The 17,583-nt window shown below is 53.6% G+C and carries 21 protein-coding genes; 13 read left to right on the top strand and 8 right to left on the bottom strand.

Annotated elements, in window-relative coordinates:
* Nucleotides 1-72 precede the first annotated feature (72 nt).
* Both AC4ED1_RS11515 and AC4ED1_RS11510 read left to right on the top strand, forming a co-directional pair.
* Nucleotides 73-792, top strand: coding sequence for an FAD-dependent thymidylate synthase (locus AC4ED1_RS11515; RefSeq protein ID WP_490938704.1), 720 nt, complete (start codon nt 73-75; stop codon nt 790-792).
* Nucleotides 793-868: 76 nt separating this feature from the next.
* A complete protein-coding gene (locus AC4ED1_RS11510; protein ID WP_490938702.1) occupies nt 869-2,050 on the top strand; it encodes an LL-diaminopimelate aminotransferase in 1,182 nt (393 codons plus the stop codon).
* Between the two features lie 77 nt (nt 2,051-2,127).
* Here AC4ED1_RS11510 and AC4ED1_RS11505 read toward each other — a convergent pair whose 3' ends face one another.
* Entirely contained in the window at nt 2,128-3,327 is a 1,200-nt protein-coding gene (locus AC4ED1_RS11505) for an iron-containing alcohol dehydrogenase (protein WP_490938700.1), read from the bottom strand.
* Between the two features lie 93 nt (nt 3,328-3,420).
* On the opposite strand from AC4ED1_RS11505, the gene AC4ED1_RS11500 reads away from it, so the two are divergent.
* From AC4ED1_RS11500 to AC4ED1_RS11490, 3 genes are all read left to right on the top strand, one after another.
* On the top strand, nt 3,421-3,993 hold the full coding sequence (locus AC4ED1_RS11500) for a hypothetical protein (protein WP_490938698.1): 573 nt from the start codon (nt 3,421-3,423) through the stop codon (nt 3,991-3,993).
* Between the two features lie 130 nt (nt 3,994-4,123).
* Nucleotides 4,124-4,276 carry a hypothetical protein gene (locus AC4ED1_RS11495; protein ID WP_490938696.1) on the top strand — a complete coding sequence of 51 codons (153 nt, stop codon included), beginning with the start codon at nt 4,124-4,126 and terminating at the stop codon, nt 4,274-4,276.
* Nucleotides 4,277-4,287: 11 nt separating this feature from the next.
* On the top strand, nt 4,288-5,274 hold the full coding sequence (locus tag AC4ED1_RS11490; RefSeq protein WP_490938694.1) for a M23 family metallopeptidase: 987 nt from the start codon (nt 4,288-4,290) through the stop codon (nt 5,272-5,274).
* 53 nt (nt 5,275-5,327) lie between these two features.
* Here the strand turns inward: AC4ED1_RS11490 and AC4ED1_RS11485 are convergent, their stop codons facing one another.
* On the bottom strand, nt 5,328-5,564 hold the full coding sequence (locus AC4ED1_RS11485; protein ID WP_490938692.1) for a DUF3905 domain-containing protein: 237 nt from the start codon (nt 5,562-5,564) through the stop codon (nt 5,328-5,330).
* Nucleotides 5,565-5,665: 101 nt separating this feature from the next.
* Here AC4ED1_RS11485 and AC4ED1_RS11480 point away from each other — a divergent pair, with 101 nt between their 5' ends.
* From AC4ED1_RS11480 to AC4ED1_RS11465, 4 genes are all read left to right on the top strand, one after another.
* Nucleotides 5,666-6,895 carry a PIG-L deacetylase family protein gene (locus AC4ED1_RS11480; RefSeq protein ID WP_490938690.1) on the top strand — a complete coding sequence of 410 codons (1,230 nt, stop codon included), beginning with the start codon at nt 5,666-5,668 and terminating at the stop codon, nt 6,893-6,895.
* Nucleotides 6,896-6,960: 65 nt separating this feature from the next.
* Complete coding sequence (locus AC4ED1_RS11475) at nt 6,961-7,290, top strand: DUF4383 domain-containing protein (protein ID WP_490938688.1); 330 nt, start codon at nt 6,961-6,963, stop codon at nt 7,288-7,290.
* Nucleotides 7,291-7,355: 65 nt separating this feature from the next.
* Complete coding sequence (locus AC4ED1_RS11470) at nt 7,356-7,784, top strand: CBS domain-containing protein (protein ID WP_490938686.1); 429 nt, start codon at nt 7,356-7,358, stop codon at nt 7,782-7,784.
* Nucleotides 7,785-7,929: 145 nt separating this feature from the next.
* On the top strand, nt 7,930-8,415 hold the full coding sequence (locus AC4ED1_RS11465) for a VanZ family protein (RefSeq protein WP_490938684.1): 486 nt from the start codon (nt 7,930-7,932) through the stop codon (nt 8,413-8,415).
* Between the two features lie 145 nt (nt 8,416-8,560).
* Here the strand turns inward: AC4ED1_RS11465 and AC4ED1_RS11460 are convergent, their stop codons facing one another.
* Complete coding sequence (locus AC4ED1_RS11460; protein WP_490938682.1) at nt 8,561-9,709, bottom strand: citrate/2-methylcitrate synthase; 1,149 nt, start codon at nt 9,707-9,709, stop codon at nt 8,561-8,563.
* A gap of 140 nt (nt 9,710-9,849) precedes the next feature.
* Entirely contained in the window at nt 9,850-10,389 is a 540-nt protein-coding gene (locus AC4ED1_RS11455) for a phosphatase PAP2 family protein (RefSeq protein ID WP_490938680.1), read from the bottom strand.
* 308 nt (nt 10,390-10,697) lie between these two features.
* Between AC4ED1_RS11455 and AC4ED1_RS11450 the strand changes: the two genes are divergently transcribed.
* A complete protein-coding gene (locus tag AC4ED1_RS11450) occupies nt 10,698-10,841 on the top strand; it encodes a sporulation histidine kinase inhibitor Sda (RefSeq protein ID WP_490938678.1) in 144 nt (47 codons plus the stop codon).
* Here the strand turns inward: AC4ED1_RS11450 and acpS are convergent.
* The gene (gene acpS / locus AC4ED1_RS11445) at nt 10,827-11,213 is read right to left on the bottom strand and encodes a holo-ACP synthase (RefSeq protein ID WP_490938676.1); all 387 of its coding nucleotides are present in this window, start codon (nt 11,211-11,213) and stop codon (nt 10,827-10,829) included. The genes AC4ED1_RS11450 and acpS overlap by 15 nt on opposite strands.
* A gap of 176 nt (nt 11,214-11,389) precedes the next feature.
* On the opposite strand from acpS, the gene AC4ED1_RS11440 reads away from it, so the two are divergent.
* On the top strand, nt 11,390-12,763 hold the full coding sequence (locus AC4ED1_RS11440; protein ID WP_490938674.1) for an RsmB/NOP family class I SAM-dependent RNA methyltransferase: 1,374 nt from the start codon (nt 11,390-11,392) through the stop codon (nt 12,761-12,763).
* Nucleotides 12,764-12,841: 78 nt separating this feature from the next.
* On the opposite strand, the gene mrdA is transcribed toward AC4ED1_RS11440, so the two are convergent.
* From mrdA to AC4ED1_RS11425, 3 genes are all read right to left on the bottom strand, one after another.
* On the bottom strand, nt 12,842-14,773 hold the full coding sequence (mrdA, locus tag AC4ED1_RS11435) for a penicillin-binding protein 2 (protein ID WP_490938672.1): 1,932 nt from the start codon (nt 14,771-14,773) through the stop codon (nt 12,842-12,844).
* A 187-nt stretch (nt 14,774-14,960) separates the two neighbouring features.
* Nucleotides 14,961-15,155, bottom strand: a complete 195-nt coding sequence (locus AC4ED1_RS11430; RefSeq protein WP_490938776.1) for a SelT/SelW/SelH family protein — start codon at nt 15,153-15,155, stop codon at nt 14,961-14,963.
* 141 nt (nt 15,156-15,296) lie between these two features.
* Complete coding sequence (locus tag AC4ED1_RS11425; RefSeq protein ID WP_490938670.1) at nt 15,297-16,514, bottom strand: protein kinase domain-containing protein; 1,218 nt, start codon at nt 16,512-16,514, stop codon at nt 15,297-15,299.
* Nucleotides 16,515-16,719: 205 nt separating this feature from the next.
* On the opposite strand from AC4ED1_RS11425, the gene AC4ED1_RS11420 reads away from it, so the two are divergent.
* Together AC4ED1_RS11420 and AC4ED1_RS11415 are read left to right on the top strand one after the other, a co-directional pair.
* On the top strand, nt 16,720-16,923 hold the full coding sequence (locus tag AC4ED1_RS11420) for a hypothetical protein (protein WP_490938668.1): 204 nt from the start codon (nt 16,720-16,722) through the stop codon (nt 16,921-16,923).
* 5 nt (nt 16,924-16,928) lie between these two features.
* A complete protein-coding gene (locus AC4ED1_RS11415; RefSeq protein WP_490938666.1) occupies nt 16,929-17,534 on the top strand; it encodes an ADP-heptose synthase in 606 nt (201 codons plus the stop codon).
* Nucleotides 17,535-17,583 lie beyond the last annotated feature (49 nt).

Here is a 17,583-nt window from a genome sequence, read left to right as displayed (position 1 = left end):
ATTTTATCGACAGGAATCTGTCGACTCATATCGAATCTTTTATCAAACATGAAAGCAAGTGGAGGTTATGGAATGGAAAACCGTATTCAGCCCCGTGTCAAGATTTTGCGTTATTCCGATCCGGACCGGCTGTCACTCGCCAAAACCGCGGCGATTTTTTTGGGAAAATTGGACGAAGAGAACGTGAAACGCCCGTTAAACATGTTAAAAATGGGGCATACTTCCGTGTTTCGCGGAGAGCATGTCAAATTTGAATTTTGGACGAGCAAAGTGGTATATGATCATCTTGTAACCTACACCACAGCCCAAGTGCGCGCCTGCGGGGGCCTACGGGCAAACGAAGCCCATTATTTTATCCCCCCGATCGAAGCGCCGGAATTGTACGAAATCGGCCAGCGCCACCTGGAAACCTACAAAATGCTGGTCCATGGCATCGACCCGGAAACCAACGATCCGAAGGAACGGATCCGGCTGCAGGCCGCTCGGTCGGTCGCGCCGATCAGCGTGGAATTGCATTACATCCTGCAATTTAACTTCCTGACCCTGATGGAAGCAGTTTTTCCGCAGCGCATCTGGGAACCGGGCGCCCAGCCGGATACGTTCGAGGTCGTCAATCTGATGTGGGAACAGGTTCGCGAATACGATCCGGAACTGTGGGATCTTGCAAAAGAGATTTACGGCCCCGAAGCGATCGCATGGAAAAAAGCGCGGGCCAAACTGAAAAAGGACAACCCGGAGTTGTTTGCAGAAATCATGGCCAAGTACGGCCAATTGAAATCGATGTGGAGCTAATGGGAACCCAAGAACCTGTTTTGTCAGTGTTTCGGAAACCAAAATAACTTCCCATATTTGTGGTGGGGGGAACGGTATGCAAGTTTCAAAACGGCTGGAACATTTCGGTTCCGCCATCTTTTATGAACTGAACGAACTGAAACAACAACTTCGCGCGGAAGGAAAAGAGATCATCGATCTGGACATCGGTTCGCCCGACCTGCCGCCGCCTCCGCATGTGATGCAAACGTTGAAAGAGGCGGTGGCGGATACTGGCGGGTATGGGTATCCCAGTTCGCAAGGCGCCACTTTTTTCAGGGAAGCGGTCGCGGCTTGGTATGGCAGGAGGTTCGGCGTCCGGCTCGACCCCGCCTCCGAATGCATGGCTCTGATGGGGTCGCAGGACGGATTGTCCCACTTAGCGCTTGCTTTGGTCGATCCCGGCGAATATGTCCTGGTGCCGGACCCGGGGTATCCGATTTACGAAGTCAGCGTGCATCTGGCTAACGGTATCCCTTACCGGATGCCGTTGACGGAAGCGAACGATTTTCTGCCCGACTTTTCCGCCATCCCGGAAGAGGTGGCCCGCAACGCGAAGTTCATGATCCTGAATTATCCGAACAACCCGGTTACCGCCGTCGCGGATCGCGGATTTTACGAAAAAGCGCTGGCTTTTGCAAAAAAATACGGCATCGCGGTCGTAAGCGACATCGCCTATTCGGAACTGGCGTTTGACGGGTGCCGGCCAATCAGCATCCTAGAGATCGAGGGAGCCAAAGACATCGCCGTCGAATTTCATTCTCTGTCAAAAAGCTTTAACATGGCAGGCTGCCGCATCGGTTTCGCGGCCGGCAACAGAGAGATTCTGCGGGCGCTGGCTGTGGTGAAGTCCAATATCGATTACGGAGTCTTCACCGCAATACAGAAGGCGGGTGCGGCAGCGCTGCTCGGCGATCAGTCCCACACCGCCAAGATGGCGAAAACGTATCAGGCCCGGCGCGATGTGCTGCTTGACGGACTCGCCCGTATCGGTTGGCGGATTCCAAAACCGAAAGCTACCATGTTTGTTTGGGCAAAAGTGCCGCTCGAAATGCCGTCCCGCGAGTTCGCCCGGAAATTGCTGAAACAAACGGGTGTCGCCGTGGTTCCCGGCATCGGGTTTGGCCAGCAAGGCGAAGGCTATGTGCGGATCGCTCTTGTGCAGTCTGAGGAAAAGCTGCAGGAAGCGGTGCGGAGAATCGAGGAAAGCGGAATCCTCACTTCCGGTTGCGATGCTTAATCGAACCGCCCTGTATGCAACAGGTGACAGCGCCGCTTCCATCGCCCAAGGCGGCGGTTCCGCCGCCCTCTTCGATATTATTCGTAGCAAGCTTCATAAATCGCCAATACATCGGATTCCCGCAATTCGCGAATCCCCGGGATGAACCCTTGTCCCCGCCCACCGACGCGCACCGCGTCGCCAGCCATTATGGACAGTGAATCCCGCGGGATGCCTTGGTTTTTCAGAGTGTCATACACGCCGATTTCCTTAAACCAGGCTGCGACCGATTGAATCGCGGCTTCCGCCGCTTTCAGATCATCCGCCTCCTGTACCCCGAACACGCGCCTTCCCATCTGGGCGAATCGTTCCGGACGATCTTTGTACACATATCGAAAATAAGCCGGAGCCAGAATCGCAAGTCCTCTTCCATGGGAGATGTCGTAATGCCCCGACAGCGGGTGTTCGATTTGGTGCACCGGAAACGATCCCCCGCGCCCGGCTCCCGCCACTCCGATCAGCGCCAGGGTACTGGCCCAAAGAATCGCGGCCCGTGCCTCGTAGTTGCACGGCTCATCCAGAACCGTTTTGGCAAAACGGATCACGCTGCGCATCAACCCTTCCGTGATTTCATCCTGCACATACGCATCCGCTTCCCCCGTCAAATACGACTCATACAGGTGGGTGAAAATATCCGCGCAGCCGTCCGCCGTATAAGACGGCGGCACCGTATACGTAAGTTCCGGGTCCAAAATCGCCGCGACGGGAAACAGGCCCGGCCCGGAGATGCTCGCTTTTTCTTTTGTTTCCCAGTTCGTGACAACCGCGGTGGAATTAGCCTCCGAACCTGTGGCAGCCAATGTCGGAACGGTGATCACAGGCAGCGCTTCGTGCACCGGCAGCAGTTCTTTCCAGAGTTCCGCATGCGTTCCCGCCAAATACTCATGGATCGGCCGTTTCGACAACGCCACCGTCGCAATCGCTTTCGCCGCATCCATCGCGGAACCTCCACCGACAGCGACGACCACTTCGCAATGTTCCTCCCTTGCGATGCGTCCCCCCTCGTCAATTGTGGAAGCCCGCGGATTCGGTTCAATCCGGTCGAACAAAACCGCCTCAACCCCCGCTCCATCCAGCGAATGGAGCACCCGATCCAGCACCCCCGTTTTCCGGGTCGAATTTCTGCCTGTGACAAGCAGGATCTTACGGCCGTATCTGACCGCTTCCGTTCCCACTTTGTCGACTTCTCCCGCTCCAAACAGAATCCGCGTCGGCATGTGCAGTTGGAAATTCAGCATTTCGATCTATCCTCCGATCCGTCTTGCATTGTATGGGTGCAGCCCCTCTCGGGGATTCTATTCTTTGAAAAATTCCGCCAAGGGGGCTTTGCTATGCGATTGGTCACCCCATTTCTGATTGGAGCCAGTCTTCTCGCTCTGGCCGGCTGCAGCAGCAACAGGCCCAACCAAACTGCCCCAAAGACCGGGGAATCCGTGATTCAGAACGCCATCGGGCAAGGCCCAATCAGCGACCTCGAGCTTCCCGCCATTCAACAACAACTGATGCGGGACATGAACCCGCCCGCCGATAAAAAACGGCCGTTGTCCATAAGGCAAACCGCCCACACGCAAAAGGTCTCATACGTATTGTACAGCATACCGGGCAATGACGGGCTCGCCATCGTAACAAAACAAGGCCCCAACATCCGTATCCTGGAACGAATCGCGATCCCAGTCGGAGATCCCGTACGGGAATCGGTCTCCTATAACACGATTGTCGCGGGCAATCCCTGGGACCCTGAGAACGGGGTCTTGTTCGGCATGGTTTACAATCCTTCCATCAAAAGCATCGAAGCTTATTTCCGGGACAACACAAAAATCAAGGTGGATGTCACCAACTCGCGGGGATTTATCATCATCCGGCCCGGAACCGATACAAGATTCGTGCAGATCAACGCAAGCTGATTCTACCACTGTCCGGACAAGGTTTCCAGTCAGTCGCCCGGCAAATACATTTATTTCCTCTCAAGCTGCGCGGTTTTTGGTGCAGATTAAAAGATAAACATTTTCCGGAACGTGAAGGAGGGGCTGTCTCGTGCGACACGTGTTACGGCGGAAAAGCCACAAGGGGATCCCGTTTTTTTACTTCGATCTTGCCGATCCGAGCCATGAGAGTCTGCTGAAAAGGGCCCGCAAGCTGAATCCCATGGCGTTGATCGATGAAATCACCAAGCTTGACGAGTATTGAGGTGGTATGGCATGAAGAAAACCTTCCGTATTCTCCTCTGCGTCTGGGTGCTGTCCCTGCTGCCCCTGGTTCCAACATACGCCGCAGACACGGCAAGAAGCAATCCGAAGGCGGACCCGACCTTGAAATTTAAAAATGTGGCCGCCAAGACCCAAGTTCCCTGGTATTATATCGCGGCGATTTACCAGTACGAATCCAACCTGCGTTGGAAAAAAAAACAGCAACCCGGTGAAACCTCGATGGAAATACCCGCACACATATGGTGCGGGCAGCTCAACCCAAACCAGGAAGACCGCTATGAGGGAACGATTCGGATTTACGGCGGCATTGGCCGCGATGGCAATATGGATGGGAGCGCCGATCCCAAAAATGAAAGCGACATCCTCTATGCTTTAGCCGCTTTGCTGCGATCGGGCGGCACCTCGGAAGACGACATCCGAATCGCGCTTTGGAATCATTATCAAGAATCGCTGATCGTCGACCGTATCACTTCTTTTGCCCGCATTTACAGCCAGTTCGGCACAACCGAACTGAAAGGGAACGCGTTTCCGATCCCCAAACGGTACAATTACACTTACCGCAGCACATGGGGCGACCGGAGAGGTTGGGGTGGCCGCAGAATTCACGAAGGAACCGACATTTTCGCCGCTTACGGAACGCCGGTTGTCGCCACAACCTACGGATACGTCGAACTGAAGGGGTGGAACGATTACGGCGGTTGGCGAATCGGCATCCGTGATCTGAACAACGTCTATCATTATTACGCCCACCTCTCCCGCTTTGAAAAGGGGATTCAAATCCGAAGCATCGTAACCCCCGGACAGGTGATCGGCTATGTCGGGGCCTCCGGTTACGGAAAGCCCGGGACCTCCGGCAAATTCGCCCCGCATCTGCACTACGGCATGTACCGGGACACGGGCAGAACCGAATTTGCGTTCGACCCGACTCCTTATTTGAGACAATGGGAACGAAACGGCAACCCTTCCAAAACGAAGTGAGCCTTCGCAGTTTAAAAACAAAAGCCCGCTGCAAGGCGGGCTTTCATCACTCTTTACTCTTCCCCGTATGTCACGTCGTGTGTAGGATGCATGAACGGCGCGAGCGGTGACGGGACATCTCCTGACAACAACTGCTGATTCTCCCTTCTTTCGGATCCGGGATCGTGTTCGTTGTCAACCCACTGATCCCCCGACATGACGGCGGGATCAATATCCTTGCTCCAGTGGTCGAGCGGGGTGTCGCGCCAAGGCGCTTTCTTCTCCCGCAAAGGCGGATTGATGTCAGTCATTTTCCCTCACCTCCATCTTTAGTCTTTCCCCCCTCCCGCCGGGAATACACTTATGGTCAAACGGAATAAAGTACATACTGGGGTACAAAGGAGGCGGGCAAATGATCCAATTTTTGCGCGTCTGCGGTTTGACGGCGCTGCTTGTTTTTCTGGTCTCCAATTTGACCCACACCGCGCCGCGAAGGGGAGAATTGCCAATGTCCGAAAAGCTGTCCGCCGAATCGATGGGGGATCGAATTCTGATCGTCGCTCCGCATCCGGACGATGAAACGATTGCCGCCGGCGGTCTGATTCAACACGCCAAGCAAGCGGGCAAACAGATCCGGTTGGTGGTGCTGACCAACGGCGACGGATTTCGAAAAGCGGCCGCTACAATTGCCGGTACCGGTTCCCCGGCCCCGGAACACTATAAGCAGTTGGGAGAACAACGCCAGGCGGAACTGCTGCGGGCTGTGTCCATGTTGGGACTTTCCCCCGGGGACGTACTGTTTTTCGGATTTCCCGACGGGGGACTGCATTTGCTTTGGAAAGAGTATTGGGAAGCGGAACCTGCATTTTCCGGCCGTACCGGCCATACCAAATGCCCCTATCCGTTGGCGTATGCAGCGCAAGTCCCCTATTTCGGGCAACAATTGGCAAAGCTGTTGGAGTCTTATATTCTGCAGTATGATCCAACCGATATCCTGTATCCGGCAAGCGTCGACCGGCATGACGACCATTGGGCGGCGCAAGCGTTTATGGAATACGCGCTGGCAAAGTGCCACTTGAATCCTCGGCAGTGGCGCTATTTGGTCCACTATCCGCATTGGCCGCATCCGCACGCTGCGCGGCCGGACATGAGTTTGACGGTTCCCGGCGCCTTAAGCGTCAAGTCCGGTTGGCGCTCACTTGCTTTAACGCCAACGGAGATCGACGTGAAAACGAAAGCGCTGCATCAGCATAAAAGCCAAATCACCGTGATGAAAGGATATCTGGAATCTTTCATCCGAAAAAACGAGTTGTTCGAATCCGTAACCCCTCAGATTTTTAAGCAATCCGCCATTGTTGAGGGAGCCCGCCACCAAGTGTCGTTGACCCGCCAAACCGGAACATGGCGTCTAACCATCCGTCCCTTGCCGTTTGCGGATCCGGCACTGGAATATGTCGCTTACGTCCGTTCCCTCTCAGCCGGCTCAGAGCATCACTTTATCGCGTATGGCCTTAATAACCAAGTACCCGAGCGGATCTTGGAGGGAGCCCGTCATTTTTTCCTGTCTTCGGAAGCGAGAAAGAACGGGAAAACCATCGACCGGACACCGTGGGTGCTATTTGCCGTTCCGGCGAATTTCTGAACACCCCTCCGCGTATGTATGAACTAGACGGTGCTTGCACTGTCAAAATTTGAGGGGGGATTCAATTGGCGACAACGTTTGCACGTGTGTCTGGTTGGATTTTCATCGTCCTCGGTATTTTGGGTTTCTTTGTAAAACAGTTGTTCGGCCTCATTCAATTCGACGTCACACACAATGTCGTCCATCTGGCGCTGGGAGTGTTGGGGATTGCCGCCGCTGCAAACAACAGAGCGAATTTGTATGCCTCCGTTGTTGGCTCCGTGCTGTTGGTGTTGGGAATCGTCGGATTTTTTGCTCCGTCCCTTCCGGGAATCCGTCTCGAAGCGACCGAAAACATCCTGCATCTTGCCCTTGGAATCTGGGGATTTTACGCCGGGGTATACAAGAAGGCTTAATGGCTCATCCTACAGACTGCGGGGATGCTTCGCAGTCTTTTTTATTTCACAGAGGAGGCGATTGGATGAAACTGCGCGAACTCATGACCCATGACGTTCATACATGCAGTCCCCAGAATACGGTTTTGGACGCAGCCAAAATCATGCGCAGCATTGACGTGGGAATTGTCCCGGTCTGCGAAAGGGACAAACTGGTCGGCGTCGTCACCGACCGCGATATCGTTCTGAAAGTGGTGGCGGAAGGGAAGGATGTCAACACCGCCCGCGTTGAAAGTTGCATGACCCGTTCGGTGGTCACCGGCACCCCCGAGATGGATGCCCATCAAGCGGCCGATTTGATGGCCGAGCATCAAATCCGCCGGCTGCCGATTGTTGAAAACGGCCGTCTGGTCGGGATCGTGGCAATCGGTGACCTGGCAACCGTCTCGATTCACGAAAATGAAGCCGGGCACGCTCTGTCGGAGATTTCCGAACCCAGCCAACCGCAGCACTGAAATCCCGGAAAAAATCCCATGAAGTGAAGTTGCGCCGTATGCCTGTTCATCAGCCATTGTTCCCGATGAGCCGTGGGACTGGCAAAAAAAGCACCCTGACGGTAGAATCAAGAAGAATGATCCTGCCGAAAGGGTGTGTTTTTTGTTGTTCCGGAATCGGTCGGGCTATCTGTGGCTGACTGCAGCTCTTGTTTTCATGCTGGCGATTTTTTTGAAATCGGCTGAACCCTATCAACAACAGGACCTGAAGCCGGTTTTGGGTTCCTTCCTCCCGCTGCCGGTCCTGCAACAATGGCTGCCCCATATCGAGTTTTACTACGACGGCGAGCTTGTCACGTGGCAAAAACCCTATGGCATGCTGGAATTTTTTATTCGAAAAGGGGCCCATGTCACAGAATTTGCAGTTCTTACATTCCTCTGGATCCAAACCCTCAAGCAAACGCGTATCCGTCCCCCGAAACCCCTGTTGCTCGGTGCTGCCATCGCCCTTTTATATGCGGCAACGGATGAGTGGCATCAAACATTTGTGCCCGGGCGGACAGGTCATTGGGTCGACGTGGGGGTCGACTCCGTTGGAATCGCTCTGGTCGCGTTATTCGACAGCGTGCGGCCGCTTTTCAGAAAATCGTAAAATCTGACCCGAGTCTCAACGATTTCGGTACGGTTCACCAGGCTGTCCGGGCGAAAGGAACCGTTGCCACAACAAAACCCCCGTTGAACGGGGGTTTTCATTTTTCTGTTATATTACAGATATGCGGTTTTTACTCACACTCGTTTTATTTGCGCTCACGGATCGGCACAAATTCCAGATCGACGGGACCGGTATAGTCGGCACGCGGACGAATGATCCGGTTATTGGCGTACTGCTCAAGGAAATGAGCGGTCCAGCCGGACATGCGGCTCATCGTGAAAATCGGCGTAAACAGTTCGACCGGGATGCCCATCGCGTTGTAAAGGCACCCGGAATACAGGTCGACGTTGTATTTCAAATCTTTTCCTTTGCGTTCGAAATGTTTCAATACGACTTGTTCCGTGATCTCGGTCATTTCGAACCACTTCGTGTTGCCGGCCTTTGCGGTCAGCTCTTTTGCGTAACGCTTCAGAACCAGTCCGCGCGGGTCATAGTTGCGGTACACGCGGTGGCCGAATCCCGGAACTTTGACTCCCCTGTCAAGTCTTGCCTGGACTTCTTTGGCCGTATCCTCAATGGAACCGATTTCCATCAACATTCTCATCACGTCTTCGTTGGCGCCGCCGTGCAGCGGTCCTTTCAGAGCGCCAATTGCGGAGGTGACACCCGAATAGAGGTCGGACAACGTAGCCACCGTTACACGTCCCGCAAAGGTGGAGGCGTTTAATTCATGGTCGGCGTGCAGGATCAACGCCACGTCAAAAGCTTCCACCGCCAGTGCGTCCGGTTCTTTTCCGGTCAACATATAGAGGAAATTGGCGGCGTGCCCAAAATCCGCACGCGGCGGGATATAGTCCTGGCCGTTTTTGAAACGGCCGATCGCAGCCGTTATGGAAGCGGACAGCGCGATCAATTTTGCGGCTTGTTTGAGATGGGTATTGCGATTCATCGACTTGTCGGGATCAACCGCTCCGATATAGCTCACCGCGGTGCGCAGAATTTCCATTCCCGAGGGATTCGCCGGGTTATTGGCCAGCGAGCGCACCAATTCGAGCACATCCGACGGAATGTCACGGTATTGTTTCAATTCGGTTTGCAGATCGTCAAGTTCTTTTTGGTTCGGGAGTTTGCCGTGCCAGAGCAGATACACGACTTCCTCAAAAGAAGCTTTCCCGACAAGTTCGTTAATGTCATAGCCGTGATACACCAATCTGCCTTTTTCACCGTCGACAAAACAAATCTCTGAAGTACCCGCAACCACATCTTCCAAACCTGCTTTTACTTGAGTAGTCATCATCTTCCACCCCCGAAAAATTCCCAGATCGAATATTCTGGATTTATCTATGTAACCCTTTTCATAGGCCTTTCTCAAACCATAATACCACATTTCTGTCATATAACATAGAGTGCAAAAAAAACATGGTTCTTATACCTCTATAAAAACCATGAATGAAGCACCATATGGGAACCGACGGAAAAGCCGACCCCTATCAATACGCCGGCCAACACGTCGGTCGGATAATGAAATCCGAGATAAACCCTGGAAATTCCCACGAGGGAAGCTAATCCGTAACCCCATCCCGCCACGGCCGGAAAAGTCATCGAAAAAGCAGTCACAATGGAAAAGATCGAAGTTGTGTGTCCCGACGGAAACGAGTGGTCTTTTAAAGGTTTTCCCAACAATTTGATCTCAGCCATCACAAGGTAAGGTCGGAATCGCTTGACCATCTTTTTCATCCCTTGCACGGCCACAAAACTTCCCGACAATCCCACAGCGGCCACGATGGCGGCTTGTTTGATCGGGCCGTCCGCTATCAGCAGCAGCAAAAGAACCGTCCCCACAGAAAACACGGCCCCGCCAAAAACGGTGATCGCCCGCATCAACAAATTCAATGCCGCAGAGGATCGCAACCGCAGCAAAGAAGTGAGAAGTTTCCGATCTCCCTCCCGAATCAAAGCCCGAACCCGCGTCATTGATTCTCTCCTCCCTTGATTGATTCTATTATCCATCAACTCCGCATAAAAAGAAACAGAGGCCAATTGCAAACAAACAAAAATTTTCTTGCAAAAAACGACAACGTGGAAAACTGTGCATAACTTTATCCCCGTTATCCACCCAGTTATATAAACGTCCAGCCAACTTTTCCACATCTTGTGCACATCTTGTCAACAACGGATTGTGGATAAATAGAACGCTTGTTCTCACCTCATTTCGGTGTTACGATAAAACCACAGCGAAAAAATCGCTACACGGGCCAAATTCCGATTTGAGGTGATTAAACATGCGGTTGTTGAGCGACGATGCGCTGTTGGAAGCCTACAAAACCGCAGTGGAGCTGAAACTTGACGATCAATTCATCCAGATGCTCCTCGACGAAATCAACCGGCGGGGATTGTGCGTACGAGCCGAGTCATTTTCCGCCTGACCCGCATTCGAGCAACACGTAAGCCACTGCCAGGCCGGATGCGTGAGACAGGCTGGCGCTGATTTTCGTCACGCCAAGACTGTCGGCCTTTTCCCGAGCTTTACCGAGCAAACGGACGACAGGCTCACCCTGCCCCCCGCGCAGGGTTTGAATGTCGCGAAATCTGATTCCGTCTGAAATACCGGTACCCAACGCCTTTGCAACCGCTTCCTTGACAGCAAACCGTCCTGCTAGAATCTCCGCTTTCCGCCTGCTACACACCTCCTGGACAAGCTGTAACTCTTCCTCCGTATAGATGCGGTGCAAAAAGGAGGGGTTTTCCGCAAGTCTTTCGACCCGTTTGATTTCCACCATGTCAACGCCGACAAGCATCGGTTTCACTCCTTACCATGCGGGCGCTCTCTCCCTGCAAGTTCCGTCTCCCGGCATCCGAACCCCCGGGCTGTCCCCAAATCCGCCCTCCGGCCTGCGGGGCCCTGCGCCGCTTTGTGTAATCCGCTTCCGCGGTTGTGGTATATTAGATTTTAGCACACCGTTGGAGGATTGTTATGAGAGGTCTGCCGGAAACTTTTGTCGCCCGCATGACGGAATTGTTGCGGGACGAAGCGGAGATGTTTTTCAACAGCTACGACGAACCGAAAACGACCGGACTCCGTGTCAATACCCTGAAAATTTCAGTCGAAGCGTTTGGGGCGATGTCCCCTTTCAAATTGGAACCGGTTCCTTGGGCTTCCCAAGGATTTTACTGCGATGTAGAAGAAGCTCCGGGCAAACATGCGTTTCATAAAGCGGGGCTGTACTATATTCAGGAACCGAGCGCGATGGCGATTGCACCCGCCCTCGCTCCCCGTCCGGGTGAGCGTGTGCTTGATTTGTGTGCGGCACCGGGCGGCAAAGCGACCCATCTCGCCTCCCTTATGGGAGGCAATGGGGTGCTGGTCGCCAACGAATTTACCCCGAGCCGCGCCAAAATTCTGGCGGAGAATGTCGAACGACTCGGAGTGCGCAACGCTATTCTATTAAATGAAACCCCCGCAAAACTGGCAACCGCGTTTCCCGGATGGTTCGACCGCATTCTGGTCGACGCCCCCTGTTCCGGCGAGGGGATGTTTCGCAAAGATCCGGCTGCACGCGAAGAATGGTCCCCCGAAAATGTGGTCTACTGCACCGTCCGACAGTTGCACATTCTCGAGGAAGCGGCCAAAATGCTGCGGCCGGGCGGAAAACTGGTTTACTCGACATGCACCTTCTCGCCGGACGAAAACGAAGCCGTGCTGGATGAATTTTTAAAACGGCACCCCGAATTCGACCTGCTTCCGTTTCCCAATGCCTCCCTGTTCTCCCCGGGACGTCCGGAATGGGGGAAAGGCCGCGAGGCTTTGGCGCTGGCGGTCCGCTTGTGGCCGCATCGCCTGCGGGGGGAGGGACATTTCGCCGCGCTGTTGGAAAAAACGGACGGGTCCGAAACGCGACTCACTCCCCTCCGGACGGGAGCGCCTGCGGAAGCGGTCAGGCTTTATCTGGACTTTGCGCGGGACAACCTGTCCGATTCGCCACGAGACGGACAATTTCTGGTGCAAGGGGAACACCTCTACCTGCTTCCTTACGATCTCCCCGCCCTGAAGGGGCTGAAATGGGTAAGACCCGGGCTCCGCCTTGGGGCATTGAAGAAAAAACGGTTTGAGCCGAGCCATACGCTGGCAATGACTTTGAAAGGTTCGGATGCGATCCGCAAACTCCGCCTGCAGCCGGACGATCCGAGAATCCGCAGCTATCTCCGGGGGGAAACGTTCCCGCTGGAACACCCTGGCGAATCCGACGGCTGGACCCTGGTTTGTGTTTTGGACTACCCGCTCGGTTGGGGAAAAACGGTGCAGCACACGTTGAAAAATCATTTCCCGAAAGGGCTTAGACTTCCTTGAGATCCTGCCGATCAACGCTCCCTTTGTGCCGGAGGGTTCTTCGGTTACAATCCAAGTTCTTGGAACCGCCGATACTTTTTATTCCTGATTGCCGGTTACCGATTTTCTCTCCGTCGCTTTGGAAGAAACGTTGAAAAATGTGTCCAGCATTTTTTCCGCGATCGGGCCGGCCATCTCATAGGAGTGGGCGTTCAGGGGACCTTCGGGAACGACCACCGCGATTGCGATCTTCGGGTTGTCGTAGGGAGCGAATCCCACAAACCAATAGTTCTCCGTTCTGCGCCCCGTCTCGGAGGTACCGGTCTTCCCAGCGACGTTGTAGGGTTTGTCTTTGAACAGATAAGACGCCGTGCCGTAAGATTCATGCGTAACCTGCCACATCCCTTCCCGGGCGTATTGCAGGAGCTCAGGGGAAAACGAAACTTTGTTCAGGACCTCCGGTTCAAATTTTTTGACGGTATTCCCGTTAGGGTCTCGAATTTCTTTTACCAGATACGGTTTCATGCGGTTCCCGCCGTTGGCGATCGTGCTTACGTATTGCGCAAGCTGGAGCGGAGTAAAAGCCTCGTTTTGGCCGATCAACATAAACGGCAAGTTGATTGCGGTCAACTCGTTGTAGTTGTAGCTACCGGCAGCTTCATACGGAAGATCGATCCCCGTTTTCACGCCAAGACCGAATTCCCGCTGATACTGTTTTAATTTATCGATGGCGGGCTTGTCGTATTTCTCCATCCAGTTTCGCACATTCATTTGGGTGAGGTATTGGTGTTTGGCCAATCTCATTGCAAGGCTGTACATATAAACGTCGCAGGACTCTGCAATCGCTCTTTTCCCGTCGATGGCACCGTGTCCCCTCGGGTTCCAGTCGCCTGCATTGTAACCGGCGATATTCAGGCTGCCGCTGCAATAAATCGTTTCCTCTGGTTTTACAACACCCTCTTTAAGCCCCATCATGACGGACAGCATTTTGACGGTGGAGCCCGGCTCGACCGGATATTCCGCCGCATAGTTCCATTCGGCGGGTTTAAACAGTTCATAGTTTTCAGGGGAAATTCCGTTCAGCCAATGGTTTGGGTCGAAGGGCGGATAACTCGCCATGGCAAGCACTTCCCCCGTATTGGGGTCCAGCGCTACCGCAGCCGCATGTTTCACGCCACGTGATTTCAACGAATTCACCCTTTCGGCCAACGCCTCTTCCGCAGCTTGCTGCAGATTTTTTTTGATGGTGAGGATCAGGTCGTCTCCGGGAATCGGCTTTTTCTCAATATAATTGCTGTTTTGGTCGCGGCGGATCGGATCGCCGTTGATGTTCACTTCCACCCGTGTCGCGCCGTGCGTGCCTTTCAAGTATTCTTCGTACTGTTTTTCCAGGCCCGTATAGCCGACCCTGTCGGTCATCAGATAGCCTTTGTCCTTGTATTTCGGCCACGTTTCGGCCGTAATCGCGTTCATATAGCCGAAAATGTGGGAAGCAAACGTCTTCAGCCGGTAGTCCCGTATCGCCTCCGGAATGACGGCAATCCCCGGCAGTTCGTGCAGGTGTTCCCTCACTCTCGCCACCTGCCTGTCCGTGGCGTTGACCTTGATCTTACGCGGGGTCGACCGTGGCATGTCGGCCGGATTGTTTTTGATGATGGAAGTGATTTTTTCCTTGGTCAGTTGCTCTTTGTCGTCCGGATCCTCCAACAATTCCGCCAGCTTCCCGGCGATCTCTTCGATTTGCCTGTCCTTTTCCGTCTTGTCCTTCGTGGTAAACGGGTCGGTATATTGAATCGTAAAAGAGGGTTTGTTCCCGACAAGCACCTCGCCATTCTGGTCCAAAAATCGCCCGCGCGGTGCAGGAAGAATCTGCTGCGCATAACGGTTGGCTTCCGCTTGTTGCGCGTATTTTTCCCCGTTGCCAAGCTGGATGAAACTCAACCGTAACAGCAAGATGACCAAGCCGATAAACAAAATCAAGAACAATATATGCAACCGCGCACTCTGCGGCGACTGGTTTTCCGTTTCCATACGTCTCCCTCTTTCCAAGTCAGCCTCGACATCATTATTTTAACAACGGAGAACTGTGTTTTGAACGGATATAATTTCCTTTTTTTCAAAATATAACAAATTCATTTTGTGGCCACGCTGCGCAACCTGCAACAAAAAACCTTCCCGCCAAAAAGCGAAGAAGGCTTTGCTGCTTCCGGATCTTCATTTAATCGTTCTGCGGAAAAAGTTTCAAAATTTCCCCCTCTTCCGGAAATCGGTTCAATTCCTTTTTCGAAAAGATCAGCTTATCGCCCGCCATTACCTCAAACACACCGCCCGCCGAAGGGATGAGAGTCAGACCGGAAATTTGTTTGGCATACTGCCCGAGCAACTCTTCCGCCACACTGACGGCTCTCGGCAGGTAGTTTCACATGGTGCAGTATTCGATGCTTACCTTTACCCCTTCCGTCATTGCAAAACGCCTCCTTCATCCGGTTTGTTTCCACCTTCACATTGTACCCCATTTTGCCGCCCCGTGCTGTAGGCTGCATTACGTTCGATTTTATTTTCCGCTGCTGATATAGAAGATTACGCGTTCTCCCGGCTGGAAAGGCCGGTAAGGTTCTTGCAACTGTTTGAAAACGGTGCCGGCAGGAGCGTCAGACCGTTCGAGGTAATACGCATAGCGAAACCCCATGGACAGCAACAACTGTTCCGCTTCCTGCATCCTCAACCCGACCAGATCGGGAATCAACTGCCGCCTTTTTTCCGTTTTTCCAATCGGTTCTTCCGGCGAGATGGCGATTGGGGACACCGGGGTTTCCGCTTTGGCCACGCTGACGGGAGAGGTGTCGATACCGCCCGTCAGCCGCTCCCGCTCCTCTTCCCCCGGATCAAAGAGAAAAAAGGAAGCCAGCATTCCCAACACCAACATTCCCGCCGAAATGCCGAAATAAGACATCCGCTTCGCGCGAAATCTGCCGAACGCGGCACTGGCGCGATGCTCCTCCGGCAGTTTTCCCGGACGGGACAGATCCCGCAACTCCAATCGGGCAGCCCCACAGGAGTTTGCCAACCGGCCACCTGTCGCCAGCGGACTTGCAAAGAACGGATTTGCATCTTTTGTGAGAATCATCTTCAGGTCGTGGGCAACATCCGAAGCAGCCGTGTAAGCCGGCTGCCGCCGCCCTGTCAACCTGTCGGCCACTTCCCGGGTTTTTGCGTGAACGTCCGGTTTGTAAAGCGGTGGTGTCGCGGCCAGCAGCTCCTTGAAGATTTTTCCCATCGCCACCAGATCCTCTCGCCATCCAGCTGATGGGTCCGGCATCCGCGGACAACCGAAGGCCACCTTGATGTCTCCTCCCTGCCACCAAATCATGTCAGAAGACAACTGTCCGTGCACCACACGGTTTTGGTGAGCGTGAGCCATCGCCTTCGCGATATTGAGCGACATAAACAAGACTTCTTCCAGCGAAAACCGATGTCCTTCGTCGATTGCTTCGCGCAGGGTCAGACACTCCCGGAATTCCGAAATCAGATAACAGGTGTCACACTCGCATTCGAGGTCGTAAATACTGATGATATGGTGGTGGGAAAGCCCGGCCAACGATTGGGTGCGGGAGCGAAGGGATTCGATGGTGGGTGCGTCACAACAGGAAAAAACGGTAACAAAAACATTGCGTGGAAACAAATTGTCGCGTGCCCGGTACAGGTTAACGCCATCCGAAGCGTCCAGACACTCTTCCAGCTGATACCGCTCTGAAATCGTAAGACGCCGCAATGCTTGTCCCTCCTCCGGAATTCGAAGCCATGTATATCCGAACAACCGTGCAGTCCTAAAGTGTTATCATTCGAGAAATGATCCGTTTTGGCTATTAGACAATATTCGCCAATATACGGACATTTCCTTCATGAACCTCCCAAAATTTTCGTTGAAAACCGTTTGCCAAATCCGATATGATTTTGCCATAAAGGAGAGGTTACCGATGAAAACCCGAAAAATGGTGATTACAATCATTTCCCTGCTGATTGCGCTCGCAGGCACGTGGCTGTACACGGCTGGAAAAAATTCCGGGCGGCCGGTTCCGTATTACGTGCTGGGAATGTTGGCTTATGGCTGGATTTTTGCCGTATATCTGCTGATCGATTCCGCAGCTCGCGGTTTCAAAAAACGGTACCGGGGGAAATAAGGCGCGTGCGGACTTTTGTGACTGAACCCGTTGTGCTTGCCATGTTTGGCGAATTGCTTTCCCCCGCCTGTCCGGTTCGCTATTTGTTTCCTCTTTCCACCGTGCGGGAATTGCAGATCCTGGCCGGTGAAAATCTGTCCTCCGGAGATGAGGAGCAAGCGGTACTACACTCGAATCTCGAGCGTTTGCGGAACTTTTTTGAGAATCCGTTTGTCCGCAAAAACATCGAATCGGGTACCAACGCCCCCTGGCGGATGAGTAACCCCGTCATATACAACGACAAAGTCACGTTCCAGATTGTGAACGCGGTGGATACGGCGGCTTACGGGGAAACGTTCGACCCGATCGAGACGGAACTGATTCTTGTTGCCATGAAGGAAGAGGTGCCTCTGCTGATTGAAGACCCGTCGGTTCACGAACGGATTATCGAACTGGGGATTCCCGTCCAGGTTTACGATGTGGCCGATTTTGAATTCGCGCTGGAGGAGGATTTGCCGGGCATGCCTCCCGTCAACGCGGAGAACCGCTCTGAACACCACATTCTGCCCGCTGTGATCTTCGGCGGGTTCCTGCTGATTCTGGCAGCAGCATTGATCATTTCGCTTCGATGAAGCGGAAAGACCTGTGGCCTCGCAAATCGAAAAACGGGCAGCGTGTTAC

Source organism: Effusibacillus sp. SKA8, assembly GCF_058273125.1.
Note: the sequence above shows the minus strand (reverse complement) of the source record. Positions and strands in the feature narration are given on the sequence as shown.

Bases quoted from the DNA above. Each gene is read 5' to 3' on its own strand.
- AC4ED1_RS11515 (WP_490938704.1), top strand. From the start codon at position 73: ATGGAAAACCGTATTCAGCCCCGTGTCAAGATTTTGCGTTATTCCGAT.
- AC4ED1_RS11510 (WP_490938702.1), top strand. From the start codon at position 869: ATGCAAGTTTCAAAACGGCTGGAACATTTCGGTTCCGCCATCTTTTAT.
- AC4ED1_RS11505 (WP_490938700.1), bottom strand. From the start codon at position 3,327: ATGCTGAATTTCCAACTGCACATGCCGACGCGGATTCTGTTTGGAGCG.
- AC4ED1_RS11500 (WP_490938698.1), top strand. From the start codon at position 3,421: ATGCGATTGGTCACCCCATTTCTGATTGGAGCCAGTCTTCTCGCTCTG.
- AC4ED1_RS11490 (WP_490938694.1), top strand. From the start codon at position 4,288: ATGAAGAAAACCTTCCGTATTCTCCTCTGCGTCTGGGTGCTGTCCCTG.
- AC4ED1_RS11485 (WP_490938692.1), bottom strand. From the start codon at position 5,564: ATGACTGACATCAATCCGCCTTTGCGGGAGAAGAAAGCGCCTTGGCGC.
- AC4ED1_RS11480 (WP_490938690.1), top strand. From the start codon at position 5,666: ATGATCCAATTTTTGCGCGTCTGCGGTTTGACGGCGCTGCTTGTTTTT.
- AC4ED1_RS11470 (WP_490938686.1), top strand. From the start codon at position 7,356: ATGAAACTGCGCGAACTCATGACCCATGACGTTCATACATGCAGTCCC.
- AC4ED1_RS11460 (WP_490938682.1), bottom strand. From the start codon at position 9,709: ATGACTACTCAAGTAAAAGCAGGTTTGGAAGATGTGGTTGCGGGTACT.
- AC4ED1_RS11455 (WP_490938680.1), bottom strand. From the start codon at position 10,389: ATGACGCGGGTTCGGGCTTTGATTCGGGAGGGAGATCGGAAACTTCTC.
- AC4ED1_RS11450 (WP_490938678.1), top strand. From the start codon at position 10,698: ATGCGGTTGTTGAGCGACGATGCGCTGTTGGAAGCCTACAAAACCGCA.
- acpS (WP_490938676.1), bottom strand. From the start codon at position 11,213: ATGCTTGTCGGCGTTGACATGGTGGAAATCAAACGGGTCGAAAGACTT.
- AC4ED1_RS11440 (WP_490938674.1), top strand. From the start codon at position 11,390: ATGAGAGGTCTGCCGGAAACTTTTGTCGCCCGCATGACGGAATTGTTG.
- mrdA (WP_490938672.1), bottom strand. From the start codon at position 14,773: ATGGAAACGGAAAACCAGTCGCCGCAGAGTGCGCGGTTGCATATATTG.
- AC4ED1_RS11420 (WP_490938668.1), top strand. From the start codon at position 16,720: ATGAAAACCCGAAAAATGGTGATTACAATCATTTCCCTGCTGATTGCG.